This is a genomic window from Actinosynnema sp. NPDC004786, from assembly GCF_053601135.1.
Genome location: NZ_JBSGBG010000028.1, coordinates 19,270 through 42,748, shown reverse-complemented (window position 1 = coordinate 42,748; position 23,479 = coordinate 19,270). Strand labels below are relative to the sequence as shown.

The 23,479-nt window shown below is 75.0% G+C and carries 9 protein-coding genes; 4 read left to right on the top strand and 5 right to left on the bottom strand.

The features are described 5' to 3' along the window. Positions 1 to 28: 28 nt before the first annotated feature. The gene (locus ACWEFJ_RS23890) at positions 29 to 2,224 is read right to left on the bottom strand and encodes a hypothetical protein (protein ID WP_449715091.1); all 2,196 of its coding nucleotides are present in this window, start codon (positions 2,222 to 2,224) and stop codon (positions 29 to 31) included. A gap of 268 nt (positions 2,225 to 2,492) precedes the next feature. Between ACWEFJ_RS23890 and ACWEFJ_RS23885 the strand changes: the two genes are divergently transcribed. Both ACWEFJ_RS23885 and ACWEFJ_RS23880 read left to right on the top strand, forming a co-directional pair. Continuing rightward, complete coding sequence (locus tag ACWEFJ_RS23885; protein ID WP_378095352.1) at positions 2,493 to 3,065, top strand: snapalysin family zinc-dependent metalloprotease; 573 nt, start codon at positions 2,493 to 2,495, stop codon at positions 3,063 to 3,065. Positions 3,066 to 3,152: 87 nt separating this feature from the next. Beyond that, positions 3,153 to 3,467, top strand: a complete 315-nt coding sequence (locus ACWEFJ_RS23880) for a DUF6191 domain-containing protein (RefSeq protein ID WP_449715090.1) — start codon at positions 3,153 to 3,155, stop codon at positions 3,465 to 3,467. Positions 3,468 to 3,498: 31 nt separating this feature from the next. Here ACWEFJ_RS23880 and ACWEFJ_RS23875 read toward each other — a convergent pair whose 3' ends face one another. From ACWEFJ_RS23875 to ACWEFJ_RS23860, 4 genes are all read right to left on the bottom strand, one after another. Next, entirely contained in the window at positions 3,499 to 3,702 is a 204-nt protein-coding gene (locus ACWEFJ_RS23875; protein WP_449715089.1) for an MbtH family protein, read from the bottom strand. Then, complete coding sequence (locus ACWEFJ_RS23870) at positions 3,699 to 17,396, bottom strand: amino acid adenylation domain-containing protein (protein ID WP_449715088.1); 13,698 nt, start codon at positions 17,394 to 17,396, stop codon at positions 3,699 to 3,701. Before ACWEFJ_RS23870 ends, ACWEFJ_RS23875 begins: the two co-directional genes overlap by 4 nt. A 92-nt stretch (positions 17,397 to 17,488) precedes the next feature. After that, positions 17,489 to 18,499, bottom strand: a complete 1,011-nt coding sequence (locus tag ACWEFJ_RS23865; protein ID WP_449715087.1) for an iron-siderophore ABC transporter substrate-binding protein — start codon at positions 18,497 to 18,499, stop codon at positions 17,489 to 17,491. An 83-nt stretch (positions 18,500 to 18,582) separates the two neighbouring features. Further along, the gene (locus tag ACWEFJ_RS23860) at positions 18,583 to 19,911 is read right to left on the bottom strand and encodes a lysine N(6)-hydroxylase/L-ornithine N(5)-oxygenase family protein (protein WP_378093117.1); all 1,329 of its coding nucleotides are present in this window, start codon (positions 19,909 to 19,911) and stop codon (positions 18,583 to 18,585) included. 202 nt (positions 19,912 to 20,113) lie between these two features. On the opposite strand from ACWEFJ_RS23860, the gene ACWEFJ_RS23855 reads away from it, so the two are divergent. Continuing rightward, complete coding sequence (locus ACWEFJ_RS23855; RefSeq protein WP_449715134.1) at positions 20,114 to 21,745, top strand: ABC transporter ATP-binding protein; 1,632 nt, start codon at positions 20,114 to 20,116, stop codon at positions 21,743 to 21,745. Further along, positions 21,742 to 23,469 carry an ABC transporter ATP-binding protein gene (locus ACWEFJ_RS23850; RefSeq protein ID WP_449715133.1) on the top strand — a complete coding sequence of 576 codons (1,728 nt, stop codon included), beginning with the start codon at positions 21,742 to 21,744 and terminating at the stop codon, positions 23,467 to 23,469. The genes ACWEFJ_RS23855 and ACWEFJ_RS23850 overlap by 4 nt, the downstream gene beginning before the upstream one ends. The last annotated feature ends 10 nt before the right edge of the window (positions 23,470 to 23,479 follow it).

Sequence of the window (23,479 nt, the reverse complement as noted above, 5' to 3'; positions counted from 1 at the left end):
AGGCCCGGCGGGCACCGGGCCTCTTCGGTCACGCGGTTCGGCGACGTCCCGCTGTTCGCGCGCCGACGCCGGCGGCCAGCAGCAGCAGGGCCGCCAGGCCGAGCCCGGCCACGCCCGCGCCGGTGTCGGCCAGGCGGTCGGACCCGGTGGCGGCGCCACCGCCCGTCGGGCCGTCACCGGACGGACCGCCGGCGGGCGGGCCGGGATCGGGGTCGCCGGGTCCGGTCGGCGGCGCTTCCGGGTCGGGCACCTGGGGGCCGGGCACGAAGTAGAGGTCCAGCGGGCGCGCGTGGCCGCGCCGCACCGGGAGGTACGGGATCCCGCCTCCGACCGATTCGAACCGCCACGGACCGACCAGCACCGGCGTGTAGTGGCCGACCGGGAGATCGCGGAACACGTAGTCGCCCCGGGGACCGGTGACCGTGCGCGCCACCGGCTTCCCGGTGATCCAGTCGAGCAACACCAGCTCCACGCCGGGGATACCCGGCGGCCAGGTCCCGCCGCCGGTGACCGCGCGACCGAACACCACCCACGTCACACCGGGCACCCGCGCCACCGCGAAGGCCGACGGCAGGCCGACCCGGTACTCCGGGCCGAAACTGCACCCGACGCTGAACAGGCCGTTGTCGTCCGCCCGTCGGGGCACCGAATCGTGGACGGTGACCACCCGGGTCTCACCCGGCGCGACCTCGACACCGGGCCCGCCGTCGGCGAGCGGCCCCCAGGCCGGCCCGTTGTGGATCGCCGGGGAAATCCCGCCGTAGCAGAACGCCTTGGCCAGGACCGGCGCGTCACCCGAGTTCGACAGCGTGATCGTGATCCGCACCGGGTCGTTCATGGCGTAGGTCTCCCGGTCGAACGCCGCGGAGGCGTGCAGCCGGTCCGACAACGGCCGTTCCATGCGGAAGTACGCGGTCGTCTCCCGGTCGCCGGTCACGACCAGTTCGGTCGCGACATGGCTGACCCACCCGGTGTGCTCGTCGGTGGTCCGCACCGCGTAGACGCCCGCGGGCGCGTCCTCCAGCCGGTACGTGCCGTCGGGGCCGGTCACGCCGGTGACCGACCGGGGCGGGAGGCCGCCCTCGAACGTGATCGTCACGTTCGGCAGCGCCTCGCCGGCGTCGAACGCGCCGTCGCCGTCGCGGTCGCCGTAGACGACGGCGACCACGTCCCCGGTCCGGTGGGTCACCGCGGCGCTGAGGTCGAACGCGTTGTCGGTGGGGTCGGCGTCGTTGACGACGGCGATCCGCCCCTTCATCCGCACGACCCCGTCCCGCGTCGAGCGCGCGTTGCCGACGAGGGTGACGGTGCGCTCCTCGCCGGGTTCGAGGTAGTCGCCGAGGCCCGCGCCCAGGTCGCCCCAGTGCGCGGGGTCGTAGGCGAACCCGTTCTCGACCCACTCCGATTCGAGCCGCGCGTACGCGGCGACGGCGCCGGCGTTGACGAGCGTGATGGTGGCCGTGACCGGGTCCTCGATGTCGTAGGACGACCGGTCGAACGACGCGGTCACCCGCACGTCCGGCGCGAACGCCGGCGGCTCCACGACCGGTCCGTCGACCACCGCGAGGACCGAGGACGTCGGAGCGCCCGCGACCACCGGCACGCGGAAGCGGTCGCCGCCGTCGCGGGTGCGGTACGGGCCCGGCACCAGCACGTCGTACTCGCCCACCGGCAGGTTGGCGAACCGCCACGCGCCGTCCGAGCCCGACACCCACTCGGCGACCACGTTGCCCCGCGAGTCGAGCGCGAGCAGTCGGACGCCGGCCAGCGGTCGTCCCGGGTACTCCTCCGAGTAGTGGAGCAGGACGCCCGTGGCGGTGCCGCGGTCGACTGCCTCCGCCGTTGTGTCACCGACGTGCTCGACGGCGTCGCGGGCCGGGGGTGCGGCGGCGGGAGGGCTCGTGGGCGCGGCGGGCTCTGCCGGGGCCGGGGTCTGCGCGGTGTCGCCGGGCTCGGCGGGGTTCCCGGCGGGGTTCTCGACGGGGTTCTCGGCGGGCGGTGCGGCGGGCTGCTCGGCGGGCGGTGCGGTGGACGGTTCTGCGGGCGGTTCGGTCGGCGTTTCCGGTGTGGCGGCGGCGGTTTCGGTCGGTGGGGTCGCGGGGGCGTCCTGCGCCCGGGCGGGTGTGCCGCCGAACGCGGTGGCGGCCGCCAGCACGGTGGCCGCCACGGTTCTCAGCAGGCGTCCGCGGACCGCGCGCGGTCTCGCGGGATCGTCGACGGGCATGGTGTTCCCCTTCGTCGCCCCTCGACGTCCCGGGCCGCGGTCGACGGTGCCCCGACGCGTCGTGGGCGGGGTCGGCGGTGGATCGTGCGCCGAGGCTACTGGCCGCCCCTGCCGCCCGCAGCGGCTGTTCGGGTCATCGCGCACCGGCGCGGCGCGCCGAACAACCCTACGTATGGCGCTGGTGACGACCGGCCACGGCTGGTTCGTTGGGTGACGGGGAACCACCCCTGTCACGCGGTTCCCTTCCCTGTACCCCAAGGAGACCACCATGCTCGTACGAAAGGCCGTCGGCGTCCTGGTCGGCGTGCTGGGCCTGATGCTGCCGCTGGTCGCGGTGGCCGCGCCCGCCGCGTCGGCGGAGCCGCAGGCCCTCGCGCGCACCCTGTACTACGACGTGAGCCAGGCCCAGGAGTTCGCCGCGGACTGGGACCGCGCCGCGACGAACTGGAACAACTCGGTGTCCAACGTCAAGCTGGCCCGGCGCACCTCCACCTCGGGGGTCAACATCCGGATCCTGGCGGACAACGGCTGGCCCCGGGCCTACGTGACGTCGCTCGGCAACGGCACCGTCTACATGGGACGGCAGGCCGTGCAGCAGGGCTACTACCGGCCCCGGATCTCCACGCACGAGATCGGGCACATCCTGGGTCTGCCGGACCGGCGCACCGGCCTGTGCTCCGACCTGATGTCGGGCTCCAGCGCCCCGGTGTCGTGCACCAACGACCTGCCGAACGCGGCCGAGCGCGCCGAGGTCGAGCGCCGGTTCGCCGGCACGCGGGTCGCGGCCGACGTGCGCGCGGCGGGTTTCACGGGCAGCAGCACGGAGTGCTACGTGTACTGACGCGCACGTGACGGGCGGCCCCGCGACCGGCGCGGGGCCGCCCCGGAACCCCGGCGGCCCCGGATTCGTTCGGGTGACGTGGACGCGGTGGAGACGGTGTTGGCGTGGAGCATCCCCGGCGGGACGTTGTCCGTGGTGGGCGTCGCGGTCTACGAGCTGCTGCGCCAACGCGGCCGCAAGCGCAAGGGCACGCCGTTGGCCACGACGACCGTCAACGAGATCACCGCGATGTTCTACGGGTCCAAGCGGATGGAGCTGGACCACCGCGACTCCGTGGCGGTGATGCGCGAGGAGGACGCCCAAGGCGCTCCCCCGCCGCACCTCGACCTCGACCGTGGTGTGGCGGTGCTCCGCCCGAACCCGGACCCCCGGATGCCCGGACGGGGAACCCGGGGGTCCTGAGCGTTCGACACGGTGGGCGCGGAGGTTCGACTCACGCGGGTCCGCGCAGGCTCAGCGGGCGCAGGTCGGTCCAGTGCTCCTCCACGTAGGCGACGCACGCGTCGCGGGTGTCGGGGCCGAACGCGGACGTCCAGCCGGCCGGGACGTCGGCGAACGACGGCCACAGCGAGTGCTGGCCCTCGTCGTTGACCAGGACGTGGAAGCGGCCTTCGGGGTCGTCGAACGGGTTCGTCACGGCTGGATCCTCCGGTCGGGGTCGGTCGTCGCGCGGTGCAGGTGCTCCAGCACCGAGTCGGCGAGGCGTCGGGCGGTGTCGCGGGTGAACAGGTCGGTGGCGTAGACCAGGTAGCACGGCACGGGGCCGTCGTCGCGCGGTTCGTAGAAGCTGACGGTCAGCTCGGCCGGCGTGGTGCCGGTCGGCACGGCTTCCAGCGTGCCCGCGTCGCCTTCCAGGGCCGCCAGGTCCGCCTTCTCGTGGTGCACGATCAGGACCTGCGGCGTCACGGGCACCGGCACGTCGGCGTGCTCGAAGGCGGCCAGGTCGGCGGCCCGGATCCGGGCCAGCAGCTCGGTGTAGCCGGGGTCGCCCGCGGTGTCGGTGCGCAGCACGACCCGGTTGAAGAACCCGCCGACCAGGTCGGCCAGCGCCTCCTCGGTCCGCCCGGCCACCAGCGCGCCGATCGGCAGGTCCGTGCCGTACGGCGTCAGCGCGGCGGCCACGGCCGCCTGCACCACCATGAACATGCTGGTGCCGGTGCGGGCCGCCAACCGGTCGACGGCCGCGTGCAGCGACGCCGGCAGCTCGAACGGGACCACGTCGGCGGGGTGGCGGTCGGCGGCGACCCGGTCGCCCCGGTAGGGCAGGTCGAGGACGGGCAGGTCGCGCAGCGCGTCGCGCCAGAACGCGCGCTGCTCCTCCCCCACCGCCTCCACGACCTCCAGGGACCACAGGGTGTAGTCGGCGTAGGTGACCGGCAGGTCGTCCCACGTCGGGGCCTCGCCGCGCCGCCGCGCGGCGTAGGCGTGTCGGAGGTCGCGGAACAGCGGCACGACCGACCACTCGTCCACCGCGAGGTAGCCCATGGTGAGCAGCAGCGCCTGCGCGCCGTCGCGGTCGTCCACCAGCAGCCTGCCGCGGAACGGCGGCCGGTCGGCCGGCACGGGTTCGGCGGCGAACGCGCGCAGCGCCTCGTCCAGCGCCGCCACCGGCACGACCTCCAGCGGCGCGGCGGGCACGGCGCGTTGCACGTCCCCGTCGGGCACCGTGCGCAGCGGCTCGTGCCGCTCGACCACGTCCGCGTAGGCCGCGGTCAGCGCCGGCACGTCGAACGGGGTGCGGGCGCGCAACGCCAGCGCGTGGTCCCACACCGGGGTCGTCCGGCCCCGCTGCACGGGCGCGAGCGGCAGGTCCACCGGCCGGTCGAACCGGCGCAGCGGCGGCCGGGCCGAACTCGCCCCGGTGAGCCGCCCCGCCAGCCCGGCCACGGTGGGCGAGTCGAACACGTCGCGCAGCGCGAGGTCCACGCCGAACACCGACCGGATGCGGCCCACCAGCCGCATGGACGCCATCGAGTGCCCGCCCAGGGCGAAGAAGTTGTCGTGGATGCCCGGCGACACGCCCAGCAGCTCGGCGAACAGCTCCGCGATCGCCTTCTGCTCGGGCGTCACCGGCCGGTCGTCGCCGGTCAGCGCGGACCAGTCGGGGCGCGGCAGGGCGCGGCGGTCGAGCTTGCCGTTCGGGGTGAGCGGCAGCGGCCCGTCCAGGAACACCACCGTCGCCGGGACCATGTACTCGGGGAGCCGTTCGGCGACGAACGCCCGCAGGTCGTCGTCCGTGCGGCCCACCACGTACGCCACGAGCCTGGTCACGTCCGCCGTGCGGTCCACGACCACGGCCGCCTGCGCGACGGCCGGGTGCCGGGCCAGGGCGGCCTCGATCTCGCCCGGCTCGATCCGGAAGCCCCGGATCTTGACCTGCGTGTCGACGCGGCCGAGGAAGTCCAGGTTGCCGTCGGCGCGCCACCGGGCCCGGTCGCCGGTGCGGTACATGCGCGCGCCGGGCGGCCCGAACGGCGAGGCGACGAACCGCGACGCGGTCAGCGCGGGTTGGCCGACGTACCCGCGGGCCAGGCCCCGGCCGGACACGTACAGCTCGCCGACCACGCCGGGCGGCACCGGCCGCAGCCGGTCTTCCAGCACGTACACGGTCGTGTTCGGGTCGGGGACGCCGATGGGCACCGCGGTGTCCCACCCCGGCACGGCCCGCCACAGGGTCGAGTTGACCGTGGCCTCGGTGAGGCCGTACGCGGCGTGCAGGCGCAGCCGGCCCGCCCAGCGGCCGATCACGTCCGGCGGCACGGTCTCGGTGCCGACGAGGACGGTCGAGCCCGGCGGCAGCTCGCAGTCGGCGGGCAGCGCCGACACCAGCGACGGCGGCAGGATCATGTGGGTGATCCGGCGGTCGCGCAGGAAATCGGTCAGCGCCGGGCCGGCGACGCGCGCCTCGTCCGGGGCGAACACCAGCCGCCCGCCCACGCACAGCGCCATGGTCAGCTCGAACACCGCCACGTCGAAGCCGACCGAGGCGAACTGGAGCACGCGGCTCTCGGCGGTCAGGTCCATCCGGTCCAGCGCGGTGGCGGCCAGGCTCGCGATGCCCTCGTGCGGCACCACCACGCCCTTGGGGCGGCCCGTCGAGCCCGACGTGTAGATGACGTACATCGCCGAGTCGAGCGAGCGCGGTCCGCGGTGCGCGTACGGCCCGTCCGCGGCCGCGAGTTCGTCGCGCGCGGCGTCCGAGTCCAGCAGCAGGACCGGGGCGACGTCGGGGACGGGCGCGGCCTGCGTCGTCACCACGAGCCTGGCGGCGGAGTCGCGGATCATGTAGGCGATCCGGTCGGCCGGGTGGGACAGGTCGAGCGGGAGGTAGGCCGCGCCGAGCTTGAGGACGGCCAGCACGGTGGCGACCATGTCCGCCGACTTGGGCACGGCGACGCCGACCACCGACTCGGGGCCGACGCCGCGGTCCGCGAGCAGCCGGGCGATGCGGTCGGACCGGGCGTCGAGCCACGCGTAGTCGACCGACCGGGCGCGGTCCACCACGGCGACCGCGTGGGGCCGCTCGGCCACGCACCGGGCGAACAGCCCGGTGAACGTCTCCTCCGGCACGTCCCGCGCGGTCCGGTTGAACTCGTCCACCACGCGCCGGCGCTCGTCGGGCGCGAGCAGGTCCACCGCGCCCACCGGCGCGGACGGGGCGGCCGTCACGGCGTCCGCCAGCGCGGCCAGCCGCGCGCCGAGGCGTTCGGCGGTCACCCGGTCGAACAGGTCGGTGGCGTACTCGAGCCGGCACGTCACCGGCCCGTCGACGACCTCGGTGAAGCTGAACACCAGGTCGAACTTCGCGGTGGTGGTCTCGTGGCCGACCCACGTCACCGGCAGGCCGTCGAACGCCGCCGCGTCGCCGCCCCGGGCGTGGTAGCCGACCATCACCTGGAACAGCGGGTTGCGCGCCGCCGACCGGGCCGGGTTGAGCCGGTCCACCACCGCCTCGAACGGCACGTCCTGGTGCGAGAACGCGGCCAGCGACGTCTCCTTCACCCGCGCCACCAGTTCGGCGAACGTCGGGTCGCCGGACAGGTCGGCCCGCAGCACCAGGGTGTTGACGAAGAAGCCGACCAGGTCGTCCAGCGCCTCGTCGGTGCGGCCCGCGATCGGCGCGCCCAGCGGGATGTCCTCGCCCGCGCCGAGCCGGCCCAGCAGCGCCGCGACCGCGGCCTGCAACACCATGAACATCGACGCGCCGGACGCCTGCGCCAGCGCCCGCAGCGCGGCGACGGTCTCCGGCCGGAACGCCACCTCCAGGTCCGCGCCGCGGAACGTGGGCCGGGCCGGGCGCGGCCGGTCCACCGGCAGCTCCAGCTCCTCCGGCACGCCGGCCAGCGCCGTCTCCCAGAACGCCAGCTGCTCCTCGCCGACGACGTCCAGCACGTCGCGCTGCCACACGGTGTAGTCCGCGTACTGCACGGGCAGCGGCGTCCACGCCGGCGCGGCACCGGCCCGCCGCGCCCGGTACGCGGTCGCCAGGTCGCGCAGGAACGGCCGGTCGGACCACTCGTCGGTGGTGATGTGGTGCAGCAGGACGACGATCAGGTGCTCGTCCGGCGACAGGGCCGCGACCGTGACCCGCAGCGGCAGCTCGGCGCGCAGGTCGAACGGCCGCCCGACCTCGTCGCGCACGATGCCGGGCACGTCGTCCGGGGTCGCGTCGCGCACCACCACCACGGGCGTCACGTCGTGCAGCACCCGCTGGAACGGCACGCCCTCGTGCTCGCCGAACACGGTCCGCAGCGCCTCGTGCCGGTCCACCACGTCGCCGACGGCGGCGGTGAACGCGGGCACGTCCAGGGGGCCGTGCAGGGTGAACACCAGGGGGAAGTTGTACGCGGCGGACGCGCCCTCCATCTGCTGGATCAGCCACAGCCGCTGCTGCGCGGACGACAGCGGCAGCTCGGCCGGCCGGTCCACGCGGACCAGCGGCGGCCGGACCGTCCCGCCGCCCGCCCGCGACGCCAGCCCGGCGACGGTCGGCGCGTCGAACAGGTCGCGGATCGCGAGGTCGACGCCGAGCGCCGACCGGGCCCGGCTGATCAGCCGGGTGGCGAGCAGCGAGTGGCCGCCGAGGTCGAAGAAGTCGTCGTCCACGCCCACCGACGGCACGCCCAGCACGTCGGCGAACAGCCCGCACAGGACCTCCTCCTCGCGGGTCGCGGCGGCCCGCGAGGACGCGGCGGCGGTGATCGCGGGCGCGGGCAGGGCGCGCACGTCGAGCTTGCCGTTCACGGTGAGCGGCACCGCGTCCACCGGCACGATCGCGGCGGGCACCATGTAGTCGGGCAGGCGGGTCTTCAGCTCGTCCCGCAGCACCGCCGGGTCGACGTCGGACACCACGTACGCGATCAGCCGCTTCACGCCGCCGGGGCCCGCGTCCACGACGACCGCCGCGTGCGTCACGCCCGGCCGGGCGGCCAGCGCGTTCTCCACCTCGCCCGGCTCGACCCGGTAGCCGCGGATCTTGACCTGGTCGTCGGTGCGGCCGAGGAAGTCGAGGTTGCCGTCCGGCCGCGCCCGCACCAGGTCGCCCGTGCGGTACATGCGGCCGCCGGGCGGGCCGTACGGGTCGGCGACGAACCGCTCGGCGGTCAGCCCGAACCGGTCGTGGTAGCCGCGGGCCAGGCCGACGCCCGCGATGTACAGCTCGCCCGGCGCGCCGGGCGGCGCCGGCCGCAGGTGCGCGTCCAGCACGTACGCCCGCGTGTTCCGGATGGCCTTGCCCACGGTCGCCGTGCCGCTGTCCCCGGTGGACGCGCCGAGCGTGTTGATCGTGTACTCGGTCGGCCCGTAGAGGTTGTAGCCGTACGTGCCGGGCGTCTCGCGCAGCCGCTGCCACACCGACTCGGGCACGGCCTCGCCGCCGAGCAGCACCAGCGCGGGCACGTGGCCCTCCAGCAGTCCCTCCTCGATGAGGAGCTGCGCGTAGGTCGGGGTCACGTTGACCACGTCGATCAGGTGCTCGTCGCAGTACGCCACCAGGGCGGCCGCGTCGCGGCGCAGCTCCTCGTCGCACACGTGCACCTCGTGGCCCTCGACCAGCCACAGCAGCTCTTCCCAGGACATGTCGAACGCGAACGACACGGTGTGCGCGATGCGCAGCCGCCGCCCGCCCGCCGCGGCGATGGCGGGCTCGAAGATCGCCTGCTGGTGGTTGAGCTGCATGTTGGTCAGGCCGCGGTACGGCGTGACGACGCCCTTGGGCCGGCCGGTGGAGCCGGAGGTGTAGATGACGTACGCGGGGTGCTCCAAGGAGAACCGCGGCCACTCGCCGATGTCCGGCGTGCGCTCCAGGTCCAGCTCGTCCAGGCACAGCGCGTCCGGCACCAGCCCCACCGCCGTGGTGGACAGCACGCACAGCGGCTCGGCGTCGGAGATCATGCCCAGCAGCCGGTCGGCCGGGTGGTCGAGGTCCAGCGGCAGGTAGGCGGCCCCGGTGCGCAGGACCGCGAACAACGCCACCACCATCTCGGTGGTGCGCGGCAACGCCAGCGCGACCACCCGTTCCGGTCCCGCGCCGCGGTCGATCAGCAGCCGCGCCAGGGCGTCGATCCGGCCCTGCAGCTCGGCGTAGGTGAGCCGCCGGTCGCCGAACACGAGCGCGGTCGCGTCGGGGGTGCGGCGGGCCTGGGCGGCGAGCAGGTCGGCGATGGTGTCCTCGACCATCGGGGCGGCGCTCGCGTCCCACCCGGCCGCCAACGCCCGCCGTTCGTGGTCGGGCAGCACGTCGATCGTGCCGACGAGCGCGTCCGGCGCGTCGACCAGCCGGCGCAGCACGGTGGTGTAGCGGGCGAGCAGGGCCTCGGCGGCGTCGGCGGTGAAGACGTCCGGCCGGGACGCGAGCGTGACGCGGGTGCGCGCGCCCGGCGTGACGATCAGCGTCAGCGGGAAGTGCGTGCCGTCCACGTTGGACACGTCCAGCACGCCGTGCCGTTCGGCCAGCTCGCCCTGGCGGTCGTCGCCGTCGCCGGTGCGCAGCACGAACAGCGTGTCGAACAGCTGCCGGTGCCCGGCCTCCCGCTGGAGTTCGCCGAGGCCGACGTGCTCGTAGGACATGAGCGCGGTCCGCTCGGCCTGCACGCGCCGCAGCAGGTCCAGCACGGTCTCGCGGGGGTCGAGCGCGATCCGGGTGGGGATGGTGTTGAGGAACATGCCGATGACGTGCTCCACGCCGGCCACCTCGACCGGGCGGCCCGCGACGGCGGTGCCGAACACCACGTCGTCGCGGCCGACCTGGCCCGCCAGCACCATCGCCCAGGCGGCGGTGAACACGGCGTTGGCGGTCAGCCCGTGCCGCCGGGCCCGCTCGCGGAGCCGGTCGGTCAGCTCCCCGGTCAGCTCGTGGTGCAGCTCGGCCGGGATGACCGGCTCCCGCGACCGGTCTGCGGGCGCGACCAGGGTCGGCTCGCGCAGGCCGGACAGGGCGGTGCGCCACGCCCGCAGCGCGGCGTCGTGGTCCTGCCGCGCCAGCCACGCCAGGTAGTCGCGGTAGGAGCCGGGCGGCGGCAGCTCGACGTCCGGGTCGCGGTACAGCTCCAGCAGCTGCTCCAGGAACAGCCACGCCGACCAGCCGTCCCACAGGATGAGGTGGTGGGTGACGACGAGCCGGTCGCGGCCGTCGGGCAGCCGCAGCAGCAGGAACCGGCACAGCGGCGGCACGGCCAGGTCGAACCGCTCGCGCCGGTCGGCGGCCAGCAGCGCGGGCACGTCGGCGTCGTCGGCGTCGACCACGCGCAGCGGGATCTCCGCGGCCGGGGCGATGAACTGCACCGGCGCGGGCACGCCGTCGCCGGTGAACCCGGCGCGCAGGCTGGGGTTGCGGGCCAGGAGCGCGGCCCCGGCGCGGCGCAGCCGGTCCACGTCGAGCCGGCCCGCGAAGTCCATCGTCTCCTGGGAGAGGTAGACGTCGAGCGCGCCGGTGTCGTAGCTGGAGTGGAAGTACAGGCCCTCCTGCAACGGCGAGAGCGGCCACACGTCCTCCGCCTCGGGCAGCGCGCGGCGCTGCTCGTCGGTCAGCACCAGCAGCGGCGCGTCGTCGGCGGTGTCGTCGGCGTCCTCGACGGCGGCGAGCGCGGCGACCGTGCGGTGCTCGAACACGTCTCGGGGGCTGATCCCGATGCCCAGCCGGCGGGCCCGGGTCGACACCGCGATCGAGGTGATGCTGTCGCCGCCGAGCACGAAGAAGTCGTCGTCCACGCCGAGGTCCGCCAAGCCGAGGACGTCGGCGATCACCCGGCACAGCAGGCGTTCCCGGTCGTTGCGGGGCGCGCGGCGGGCGGTCGTGCGGACGGTCGGCGCGGGCAGCGCGTCGTGGTCGAGCTTGCCGCTGGGGGTGAGCGGGAAGTCGGCCAGCGCGACCAGGGCGTGCGGCGTCATCGCGGCGGGCAGCGCGTCGGCGATCCCGGCGCGCACCGCGTCGAGGTCGACGTCGGCCGGCGTCACGTAGGCGAGGAGCTGGTCGTCCCGGGCGATGACCGCGGCCCGTGCCACGCCGGGCAGCCGGACGAGCGCGGACTCGATCTCGCCCGGCTCGATCCGGTTGCCGCGCACCTTGACCTGCCGGTCGGTGCGGCCGAGGTAGACGAGCGCGCCGTCGGGGCGGCGCACGACCAGGTCGCCGGTGCGGTACATGCGGGCGCCGGGCGGGCCGAACGGGTCGGCCACGAACCGCTCCGCGGTGAGCGCGAACCGGCCGTGGTAGCCCAGCGCGAGCTGCGCGCCCGCGAGGTACAGCTCGCCGGGCACGTTCGCCGGGACGGGCCGCAGGAACGGGTCCAGCACGTGCAGCCGGGTGTTCCACACCGGGCGGCCGATGGGCACGGCCGGGTCCGGCGCGCCGTCGTACTCGAAGTACGTGACGTCCACGGCGGCCTCGGTGGGGCCGTACAGGTTGTGCAGCGGCACGCCGGTGAGGTCGCGCCAGCGGGCCGCGACGTCGCCGGTCAACGCCTCGCCGCTGCTGAACGCACGGCGCAGGCTCGCCGCCCACGCGGGGTCCTCGCGCACCTCCGGGACGGTGAGGAACGCGGCCAGCATGGACGGCACGAAGTGCAGCGTGGTGATCCGCTCGCGGCGGACCAGGTCGGCGAGGTAGGCGGGGTCGCGGTGGCCGTCGGGCCGGGCGAGGACGACGGCGGCGCCCTCGCACAGCGCCCAGAAGAACTCCCAGACGGAGACGTCGAAGCTGGACGGGGTCTTCTGCAGCACGCGGTCGTCGGCGGTGAGGCGGTACTCGTGCTGCATCCACGCCAGCCGGTTGACGATCGCGCGGTGCGTCACCAGGACGCCCTTGGGTCGCCCGGTGGAGCCGGACGTGTAGATCAGGTAGGCCGGGCGGTCCGGGTGCGGCGCGGGCAGCTCAACGTCGGGCGCGTCGTCGTCCCGGCAGTCCTCGGGCCGCACGACGGCCGTCGCGCCCGAGTCGGCGAGCATGAAGTCGATGCGCTCGGCCGGGTAGTCGAGGTCGAGCGGCAGGTAGGCCGCGCCGGCCTTGAGCACGCCCAGCAGCGCCACCATCAGCTCGGCGGAGCGCGGCACGGCGACCGCGACCACGTCGTGGCCGCGCAGCCGGCGGGCCAGCGCGGTGGCGCGCCGGTCGAGTTCGGCGTAGGTGAGGGTGACGTCGTCGTGGACGACGGCGACGGCGTCCGGGGTGCGCGCGGTCTGCTCGGCGATCCGGCTGACGAGCGTGCCCTCCGGCACGTCGGCGGCGGTGGCGTTCAGCGCGGCGAGCCAGTCCGCTTCGGCCGGGGAGACGAGGTCGAGGCTCGCGACCGGCCGGTCGGGGGTGGTGGCGAACGCGGTCAGCAGCGCGACCAGCCGTTCCGCGAGGCCGGCCACGTCGGCGTCGGGGAGGCGGTGCTTGAGGCGCAGTTCGAGGCGCTCGCCGGGCAGCACGACGAGGGCCAGCGGGTAGTGGACCCGGTCGCGGATCTCGACGTCGTCCACCAGGTCGGGGAAGTTCTCGACCACCACGAGCGTGTCGAACAGCTCGCCGTGGCCGGTGACGCGCTGGATCTCGGCGAGGCCGAGGTGCTGGTGGTCCAGCAGCCGGGCCTGCTCGCGCTGGAGGTCGGCGAAGACGGTGGCGAGGGTGTCCGCGCCGCGCCAGCGCTGGCGCACCGGCACGGTGTTGATGAACAGGCCGACCGCGTTCTCGATGCCCGGCACCTCGGCCGGGCGGCCCGCGACGGTCGTGCCGTAGACGACGTCCGCGCGCCCCGTGAGGCCGCCGAGCAGCAACCCCCAGGCCCCGTGCAGGACCGTGCTCACCGTCAGCCCGCGCCGCCGGGCCTCCCCGGCCAGCGCCGCGCTCAGCTCGGCGGTCAACCGCACCCGGTGCTGCCCGTGCCGAGGCGACGCTGCGCGGGCGTCCCCGCCCAGGGGACCCCTGTTTTCATTCTGCCGGCGGGGTCCGACAATTCCGGCCGCCGACGGGTCCGCCGAAGGGGCAAGGCCGGAAGATCCGGGGAACTCCGCCGACTCGGAAAGGTCGGATGCCGAGGACAGCGGCAACGCGGAACGCTCGGACGACACCGAACGCTCGGACGCCGCCGAACCGTTCACAGACGCCGAGCGGCTCACAGTCGCCGAGCCGGCAGGGGACGCCGAACCCCCCGAAGATCCCGACGCCCCGGCGCGCTCCGGCGCCTCCGAGGGCACCAACGAATGCCCGGGAGCGTCCGGGGCCCCGGACCGGTCCGACCACGCCGGACCCCCGAACGCCGCCGAACGCTCCGAACCGGGCGAAGCCGACGCTGCGCGGGCGTCCCCGCCCAGGGGACCCCTGCTTTCATTCTGCCGGCCCGCGGCGGCGGGGCCCAGACCCGCGACGCCGCCTGTGGACAACCCCGGCGCGACCTTCGTCGGTCCGTCCACACCGGACAGCGCGGCCCGCCACGCGGCGTGCGCCGCGTCCCGGTCCCGGCCCGCCAGCCACGCGAAGTACCGCCGGTGGTCCACCGGCTCGACCCGACCGCCGAGCAGCTCCCGCCGCAGCAGCCCGACCGACCAGCCGTCCAGCAGGATGTGGTGCAGCGTCAACACCAACCGCCCGCCGTGCCGCGCCGCGCGCATCAGCGGCGGCCGGGAGAGGTCGAACGGCTCGGCGCGTTCCCGCGCCAGCACGTCCTCGACGTCCACCGCCTCCGGGTACTCGCGCCACGGCAGCTCCGACGACCCCGCGATCACCTGCTCGACGCGCCCGCGGTCGGTCTGCCGGAAACCCGCGCGCAGCAACGGGTGCCGGTCCAGCAGGCCCTGCACGTCCTCCCGACCCACCGGGAGCGCCAGCACCTCCTGCACCACGTACGAGTCGTCGGTGTCGTACTGCGCGTGGAAGAAGAACCCCTCCTGCAACGGCGACACCGGCAGCACGTCCGACGAGAACGCGTCCAGGTCCACCTCGCCCGCGTCGGCCACCCGGGCGACGCGGGCCAGCCCGGCCACGGTCCGGTGCTCGAACACCTCGGCCGGCGTGAACTCCAGGCCCGCCCGCCGCGCCCGCGACACCAGCTGCATCGTGACGATGCTGTCGCCGCCCAGCTCGAAGAAGTTGTCGTGGATGCCCGGCGTCAGCCCGAGCACCTCCTCGACCAGGCCGACCAGGGTCCGCTCGACCGGGTTCGTGGCCGGCGCGTCGCCGCCGAGCGCGGTCCAGTCCGGTTCCGGCAGCGCGGCGCGGTCCAGCTTCCCGTTGGGCGTCACCGGCAGCCGCCCCTCCAGGGGCACCACCACCGACGGCACCATGTACTCCGGCAGCAGGCCCGCGACGTGCTCGCGCGCGTCCACCGGCGACGCCGAGCCGACCACGTAGGCGACGAGCCGCTTCACCCGCCGGTGGTCCTCCCGCACCAGCACGGCGGCCTGCGCGACACCGGGGCACGCCATGAGCGCGCTCTCCACCTCGCCGGGCTCGATCCGGAAACCGCGGATCTTCACCTGGCCGTCGGACCGGCCCAGGAAGTCGAGGTTGCCGTCGGCGCGCCACCGGGCCCGGTCGCCGGTCCGGTACATGCGCGCCCCCGGCCCACCGAACGGGTCGGCCACGAACCGGGACGCGGTCAGCGCCGCCTGCCCGCGGTAGCCGCGCGCGAGCCCGCGCCCGCCGACGTACAGCTCGCCCTCCACGCCGACCGGCACCGGGCGCAACGCCGAGTCGAGCACGTAGCAGCGGGTGTTCGGGTCGGGCGCGCCGATCGGCACCGGCCCGGTCCAGTCCGCCCGCGCCGGCCACAGCGTCGAGTTCACGGTGGCCTCGGTGAGCCCGTACGCGGCGACCACGCGCAACCGCCGCGCCCACCGGGCGATCAGCTCGGTCGGCACGGTCTCCGTGCCCACGACGAGCACCGCGCCCGCGGGCAGCTCGCACTCCGGCGGCAGCGCGGCGACCAGCGACGGCGGCAGGATCATGTGCGTCGCGCCGTGCGCGGTGACGTAGGAGGTCAGCTCCTCGCCCGCGACCCGCCGGTGCGACGGCACGACGATCACGCGCCCGCCCACGCCCAGCGACATGCACAGGTCCCACACGGCCACGTCGAACCCGACGGACGCGAACTGCACGACCCGGCTGTCGGGCGTGACGCCGATCCGGTCGACGGCGGTCGCGATGAGGCTGCCGATGCCCTCGTGCGTGACCACGACGCCCTTGGGCCGCCCGGTCGAGCCGGACGTGTAGATCACGTAGGCGGCCTGGTCGAGCGCGATGTCCAGGCCGAGGTCGGAGCCGTCGTCGGGCAGGTCGAACCGCGTCCCCGGCGTGATCACCAGCCGCGCGCCCGCGTCGGCGACCATGAAGTCCACCCGGTCGCGCGGGTGGTCGAGGTCCAGCGGCAGGTAGGCCGCGCCCGCCTTCATCACCGCGAGCAGCGCGACCACCAGGTCGGCGGAACGGGGCAGGGCCACGCCCACCACGTCCTCGGCGCCCACGCCGGACGCGACCAGCGCGCGGGCGAGCCGGTTGGCGGCGGTGTTCAGCTCGGCGTAGGTGAGCGAGACGTCCTCGCACACCACCGCGACGGCGTCCGGGCGCAGCGCGGCCTGGCGCTCGACCGCGCCGGGCCAGGTCACCTCGTCCACCGCGCGGGGGGACGTGCCGAGGTCCAGCAGCCGGGCGCGTTCCGCCTCGTCGGTCAGGTCGATCAGGCCGACCGGCAGGTCGGGGTCGGCGGCGAGCACGCGCAGGAACCGGCGCTGGTGGTCGGCCAGCTCGTCGGGCGTGCAGACGGCGGCGTTCGCCTCGAACGTGACGACCAGCCGGCCGTCGGCGCGCTGGAGGAACGACGTGGTGAGGTCGTTGACCGGGCCGAGCGACAGCATGTGGAACACGGGGTCGAACTCGGCGAAGCCCATCTCCCGGCCGAAGCCCAGGTAGTTGACCGTCGGCCCGACCAGCTCGGGGATGCCGTCGCGCAGGCCGAGTTCGCGGGCCAGGTCCTCGCCGCGGTAGGCGCTGTGCGGCAGGACCTCGCGGATCTCGCGGTCCACGGCGGCGATCAGGTCGGTGATCGTGTCGTCCGGCCGCACGGTGACGCGCAGCGGCAGCACGGTGGACGCCATGCCGGGCGTGGACCGGCTCACCGCGTCGCGCCGGCCGGTCACCGGCATGGCGAGCACGAGGTCGGACGCGCCGGTCACGCGGTGGGTGTAGGCGGCGACCGCGGCGAAGACCTGCCGCGAGGACAACGGGGTCGGCAGCTCGACGGTGCGGCGCACGACGTCGCGCACCTGGCCCGCGGCCCGCGGCACGAGCCGCACCGGCTCCGGCCGGTCGCCCATCCGGGCGTGCCAGAACGCCCGGTCCCGCTCGCGCGCCGGCGAGTCGCGGTAGGCGAGGTCGGCCTCGACCAGCGCCTCGACCGGCTTGGGCCGGGGTTCGGCGGCCCCGTCGTACAGCTCGCCGGCGCGGCGGGCCATCAGCACGCAGCCGAACGCGTCGGTCACGAGGTGGTGGTAGCGCTGGTACCACAGCACGTGGTCGTCGGCGACGCGCAGCAGCGCGTGGTGGAACAGGGGGCCGTCGGCGATGTCGGTCAGCCGCGCCACGTCCTCGTCCATCCACGCCCGCGCGTCGGCGAGCGAGTCGAACGACCGGACCGTCACGTCGGTGGTCGGCGGGACCGGGACCTGGCCCTCCTCGGTGAACCGGACGTGCAGCGCGCCGGTCTCCGCGAGCACCCCCCTGATCGCCGCGAGCAGCCGGTCGTGGTCGACCGGGCCGCGCAGCTCCAGGTACCACGCCACGTTGTAGACGGGGTTGTCGGGCTCGAGCCGCTGGGCCAACCAGACACCGGTTTGCGCCCCGGTCAAGGGCAGAGCCATGGTCACAACCTTCCCCGTTCCTTCCCGACTTCCCCGCGCGCACCGCGGGTGGGGGCGCTCGACGGCGCACCCCACCCGCGGTGGTCCGCCGACTAGTTCTTGATCGCTTCGAGCAGCGGCACGACCTGCTCGATGCCGTAGGGCACGCTGAGCACGGTGTTGAACGACATGGCCGCGCCGATCGGCGGGTCCATGTAGGTGAGGAACAGGTCGCGCTTCTCCGTCACCACGCCGAGCCGCTGGTAGGCGGGCACCGACTTGACCCGCTCCCAGGCGCTCTGGTCGAACATGAGCCACACCAGGCGGTCGGCGTCGAGCAGGTCGAACCGCTCCTCGCTGAACTCGGCCACGTTCATCTGCCCGGCGAGCCGGCCGATCTCGTCCACCAGGGTGAAGCCCAGCTCCTTCATGAAGATGGCCTTCGGGTCGGTCGGCGCGAACGCGGAGTACTGGCCGGGCTTGAAGCTGTCGGCCACGACCATCGTCTTGCCCGCCCACTCGGGGTGCGCCGCCTTGGCGGCGGCGAACCGCCCGGCGACGCCGTCGATCAGCGCCTGCGCCTCCTCCTCCTTGCCCAGCGCCCGGCCGATGTGCAGGGTCTGGTCCTGCCACGGCGCGGCGTAGTCGGGGAACGCCTTGGGTTGCGCGACCACGGGCGCGATCTTGGACAGGGTGTCGTACTGCTCCTGCTTCATGCCGGAGTAGACCGCGAGGATCAGATCGGGCTTGAGCGCGGCGACCTTCTCCAGGTTGTACTCGTCGCGCTCGCCCACGATCTCCGGCTGGGTGTCGCCCCAGAGGTCCTTGGTCCACGGCCAGTTGCCGAACGGCCGCTCCTTGAACCAGTCCACGACGCCCACCGGCTTGACGCCCAGGGCCAGCACGGGCTCCTGGTCGGACAGGCCGAGCGTGACGACCTTCTTCGGCTCGGCCTTGATCTCGGTGGTGCCGTACTTGTGCTCGACCGAGACCGGGAACGCGCCGGAGGAGGCCGCGTCGGTCGGGTTCGCCCCGCCGGAACCGGCGTCGCCGCCGCCCCCGCAGGCGACGAGCGCCAGCGCCGCGGCCGACACGACCGCGACCAGCTTGAACTTCGTGGACATCGAGGTTTCTTCCCTTTCGGCAGGCGCGGCGGCGCGCCGCTGGACCAGCTTGGGCTTGCGTGGGGTGGCGGACGGGGACGGGCTCAGCGCGCCGGTGAGGCGCTGACCGCGTACTCGGGCTGGGCCGGGACCGCCGGGCCGCGGCGGTCGAGCACCGAGCGGAGGATCTCCCCGACCCGGACGGAGGTGTTGGACAGCAACGACGACGAGATGCCGTGCGTGTGCTCGGTGCCGCCCTGGAGGTACAGGCCGGCCACGACGTCGTCGTCGGTGCGCAGCCGGTAGTCGCGGTCGACGCCGAGCCGGCCGTGGGCGTCGCGGGCGCAGCGCCCGGCCAGCTCGCCCAGCAGCGCGGTCGGGTCGGCCTCGCGGTAGCCGGTGGCGTAGACGATCGCGTCGGCGTCGAGCACCTCGCGCTCGCCGGTGGCCAGCGACTCGACGGTCACGGTGAGCCCGTCGCCGCGGTCGTCCAGCCCGGCGACCCGGGACAGGTTGAGCAGCCGCAAACGGGGGCGGCCCAGCACCTTCTCCCGGTACACCCGCCGGTACAGCTCGGCGATCAGCTCGTGGTCCACCACCGCGTAGTTGGTGTTGGCGTGGTAGTCCATGAGCCTGCGCTTGACCGGGTCGGGGGCGGCGAAGAAGTCGTCCACGGCGTCCGGGTCGAAGATCCGGTTGGCGAACGGGCTGTCGTCGGCGGGGCTGTAGCCGTAGCGGGCGAACACCGCGCACACCTCGGCGGACGGGAACCGCTCGTGCAGGAACGCGGTGACCTCCGCGCCGCTCTGCCCGGCGCCGACCACGACGAGCCGGCGCGGGTCGGTCAGCGACTCGACGCGGTGCAGGAAGTCCCGGTTGTGCCACACCCGGTCGGACGCCCGCACGCCGTCGGGCAGGGCCGGGCGCAGGCCGGTGGCCAGCACCAGGTTGCGGGCGCGGCGCACCTCCACCTCGCCCGCGGCCGTGCGGGAGACGACGTCGAAGTGCGTGACCAGGCCGTCCTCGGCGACCGGCCGCACGTCGACCACGTCGTGGCCGTAGGAGACGAGGTCGTCCACCCGGCCCGCGGCCCACTCGAAGTAGTCGTGGAACTCGACCCGCAGCGGGAACAGGTTCTTGTGGTTGATGAAGTCGACCAGCCGGCCCTTGCCGTGCAGGTAGCTGAGGAAGGTGAAGGTGCTGTTGGGGTTGCGCAGCGTCACCAGGTCCTTGAGGAACGACACCTGCATGGTGGCGTCCTCGAGCAGCATCCCGCGGTGCCAGCCGAAGCGCGGCTGGCGCTCCAGGAAGTGGGCGGTCACCACGTCTTCGGCGCGCGCGGTGGCGTTGTACTCGGTGACGGCGATCGCGAGGGCCAGGTTGGACGGCCCGAAGCCGACGCCGAGGACGTCGAAGACCGGTGGCTGTGGCATGGCTGTCCCATCGGGTTCGTCGGCACAGGGTGATCGAACTTTGGTTACCCTAACCTAAGTCAAACCTCGAGCGGGAGTGATCCAGACCTCTCTTGCGATTAGGGTAGCCTCACCTGACCATCAGCGGAAGGCGGGCACCGGGGTGAAAACCGTCCAGCGGTCCGACGTCCTCAGGCAGGCGGTGGCCGGGCAGTGGAGATCGGTGACCGCCGCCTCGGTGCTCGGCGCGGCCCACCAGGCGGGCGAGGCTGCGGTGCCGCTGCTCATCGGCGTGGTGATCGACGAGGCCGTGCGCACGGGCGCGGGCGGGCGGCTGCTGTCCTGGATCGGCGTGCTGGCCGCGGTGTTCGTGGCGTTGTCGCTGAGCTTCCGCTTCTCCCTGCGCAGCGGCGAGAAGGCGTCCCACCTGGCCGCGCACGAGGTGCGGTCCGCGCTCGCCGCGCGGGTGCTGTCGGCCGACGGCGGCGCGACCGGCGGCCGGCTGTCCGGGGAGCTGGCCGGCATCGCGACCGGTGACGCCCAGCGCGTCGGGCAGGTGAACCTCGCGTTGCCGATCGCGTTCTCCGCGGTGGTCGGGCTGCTGGTGGGCGCGGTGGCGCTGCTGCGGGTGTCGCCGGTGCTCGGGCTGCTGGTGCTGGTGGCCGCGCCGGTGCTGCTGGGCCTCGCGCACGTGCTCGGCAAGCCGCTCGAACGGCGCAGCGACGCCGAGCAGGACCGGGCCGCGCTGGCGTCCGGCGTGGCGGCCGACCTCGTCGCCGGCCTGCGGGCGGTGAAGGGCATCGGCGCGGAGGCGACCGCGGCGCGGCGGTACCGGGCGACCAGCAGGTCGTCCATGGCGGCCGCGGTCCGCGCCGCCCGGTCCCGCGCCGGGCTGGACGGCTCGATGCTCGCGATGACCGGCGTGTTCCTCGCGGTGGTCGCCCTGGTGGGCGGGCACCTCGCGGCGTCCGGGGCGATCACGGTCGGCCGGCTCGTCGCCGCCGTGGGGCTCGCGCAGTTCCTGCTGTGGCCGCTGTCGGTCTTCTCCTGGGTCAACGGCCTGCTGGCACAGGGCCGCGCGTCGGCCGCGCGGGTGGCCGAGGTGCTGGCCGCTCCCCCGGCCGTGCCGCCCGGCACGACCCCCGTGCCGACGCCGGTGGCCGGGCGCGTGGAGCTGACCGACGTGGTATCGGGGTCGCTGCGCGGCGTCTCGCTGACCGCCGAGCCCGGCGAGCTGCTGGGGGTGGTGGCACGGGACCCGGCGGACGCGGTGTCCCTGCTGGCCGTGCTGGCGCGCGAGGTGGACCCGGAGCGCGGCGCCGTGACCCTGGACGGGCTGCCGCTGTCCACTCTGGAGGGCGCCGCGCGGCGGTCGGCGCTGCTGGTCGCCGCGCACGACGCGGATTTGTTCGAAGGGACGGTGCGGGACAACGTCGCGGCCGGCGGCGCGGGGACCGACGGGGCGCGGCTGCGCGAGGCGATGGCCGCGGCCCGGGTGGACGACGTGGCGCGCGCGCTGCCCGACGGGCTCGACACGGTGATCACCGAGCGCGGCCGGTCGCTGTCGGGCGGGCAGCGGCAACGGGTGGCGCTGGCCCGCGCGCTGGCCGCCGGTTCGCCGGTGCTGGTGGTGCACGACCCGACGACCGCGGTCGACGCGGTGACCGAGGTGTCGCTGGCCGGCGGGATCAGGCGGGTGCGGGCCGGGCTGACCACGATCGTGGTCGCCACGAGCCCGGCGCTGCTGGCGGCGGCGGACCGGGTGGTGTTCCTCGCGTCCGGCGTCGTCGTGTCCTCCGGCGCGCACGCGGACCTGGTGGCGGACGAGGACTACCGACTGGTGGTGTTGAGCTGATGCGCGAGTTGTTGGCGACCGCGTCCGGCACGCGGACCTGGGCCGCGGTCGGCGAGCTGGTGCGACCGCGTCGCGCGGCGGCCTGGGGCGCGGCGCTGGTGCTGCTCGCGGGCACGGCGGTCGGGCTGCTCACCGCGCCGGTGCTGGGCCGGATCGTGGACCTGGCCGGCGCGGGGTCGTCCGCCCTCGCGTGGCCGGTGGCGGTGCTGGTGCTGGTCGCGGTCGTGCAGGGCGTCTCGACGGCGTACGGCACGTCCCTGGTGGCGCGCCTGGGCGAGGGGATGCTCGCCGACCTGCGGGAGAGGTTCGTCGAACGGGCGCTGCACCTGCCGCTGGAACGGGTGGAGGAAGCGGGCGCGGGCGACCTGACCTCGCGGGTGACGCGGGACGTGCAGGTGATCGCGGACGCGGTGCGCAACGCGCTGCCGGTGATGGCGCGGTCGGCGTTGACCATCGCGTTGACCGTGGTGGGCATCGCGGTGCTGGACTGGCGGTTCCTGCTGCCGGTGGCGTTGGCGCTGCCGATCCACGTGCACACCGTGCGCTGGTACGGCGGGCGCGCCGTGCGGCTGTACGCGGCGCAGCGGGTCGCGGTCGGCGTCCAGCAGCAGCAGTTGCTGGACTCGATCGGCGGCGCGGCGACCGTGCGCGCGTTCGGCCTGGCCCCCGCGCACGTGGCGCGGGTGCGGTCGCGGTCGCGGGAGGCGGTGGACCTGGCGCTGCGCGGCATCCGGCTGCTCACCCGGTTCTACGGCCGGCTGAACGCGGCCGAGTTCGTCGGCCTGGCCGGGGTGCTGGCGACCGGGTTCTGGCTCGTCGGCGCGGGTTCCGCCTCGGTGGGCACGGCGACCGCCGCCGCCCTGTACTTCCACAGCCTGTTCAACCCGGTCAACGCCGCGCTGGCGCTGGCCGACGACGCCCAGGCCGCCACCGCGTCGCTGTCGCGGCTGGTGGGCGTGGCCGACGAGCCGATGCCGTCGACCGAGGGCCGGGTGCGGCCGGTGGACACCTCGATCAAGCTCGCGGGCGTGTCCTACTCCTATGTGGACGGTCACCCGGTGCTGCGGGACGTGGACCTCGAACTGGCCGCCGGCGAGCGGGTGGCGCTGGTCGGCGCGTCCGGCGCGGGCAAGACCACGCTGGCCAAGCTGATCGCGGGCGTGCACGAGCCGACGAGCGGGTCGATCCGCCTCGGCGGGGTGGAACTCGCCGCGGCCGAGCGGTCCGTCGCGCTGATCACCCAGGAGGTGCACGTCTTCGCCGGCCCGCTGGCCGACGACCTGCGGCTGGCCCGGCCCGACGCCGGCGACGACGAGCTGGAGGCCGCGCTGGCGCGGGTCGGCGCGCTGGGCTGGGCGTCGGCCCTGCCGTCCGGGCTCGACACCGTGGTCGGCGAGGGCGGGCACCGGTTGACCGTGGCGCAGGCGCAGCAGTTGGCGTTGGCGCGGCTGGTGCTGGCCGACCCGCCGGTGGCGATCCTGGACGAGGCGACCGCGGACGCGGGCAGCGCCGGCGCGCGGGAACTGGAGGAGGCGGCGGCGCGGGCGTTGGACGGGCGGACCGGTCTGCTGGTCGCGCACCGGCTCACCCAGGCCGTCACGGCGGACCGCGTCGTCGTGCTGGACGAGGGCCGCGTGGTGGAGAACGGCACGCACGACGAGCTGCTGGCCGCCGGAGGCCGCTACGCCGCGCTGTGGGCCGCCTGGTCGGGCACGCGTTCCTGAGCCCGGACGC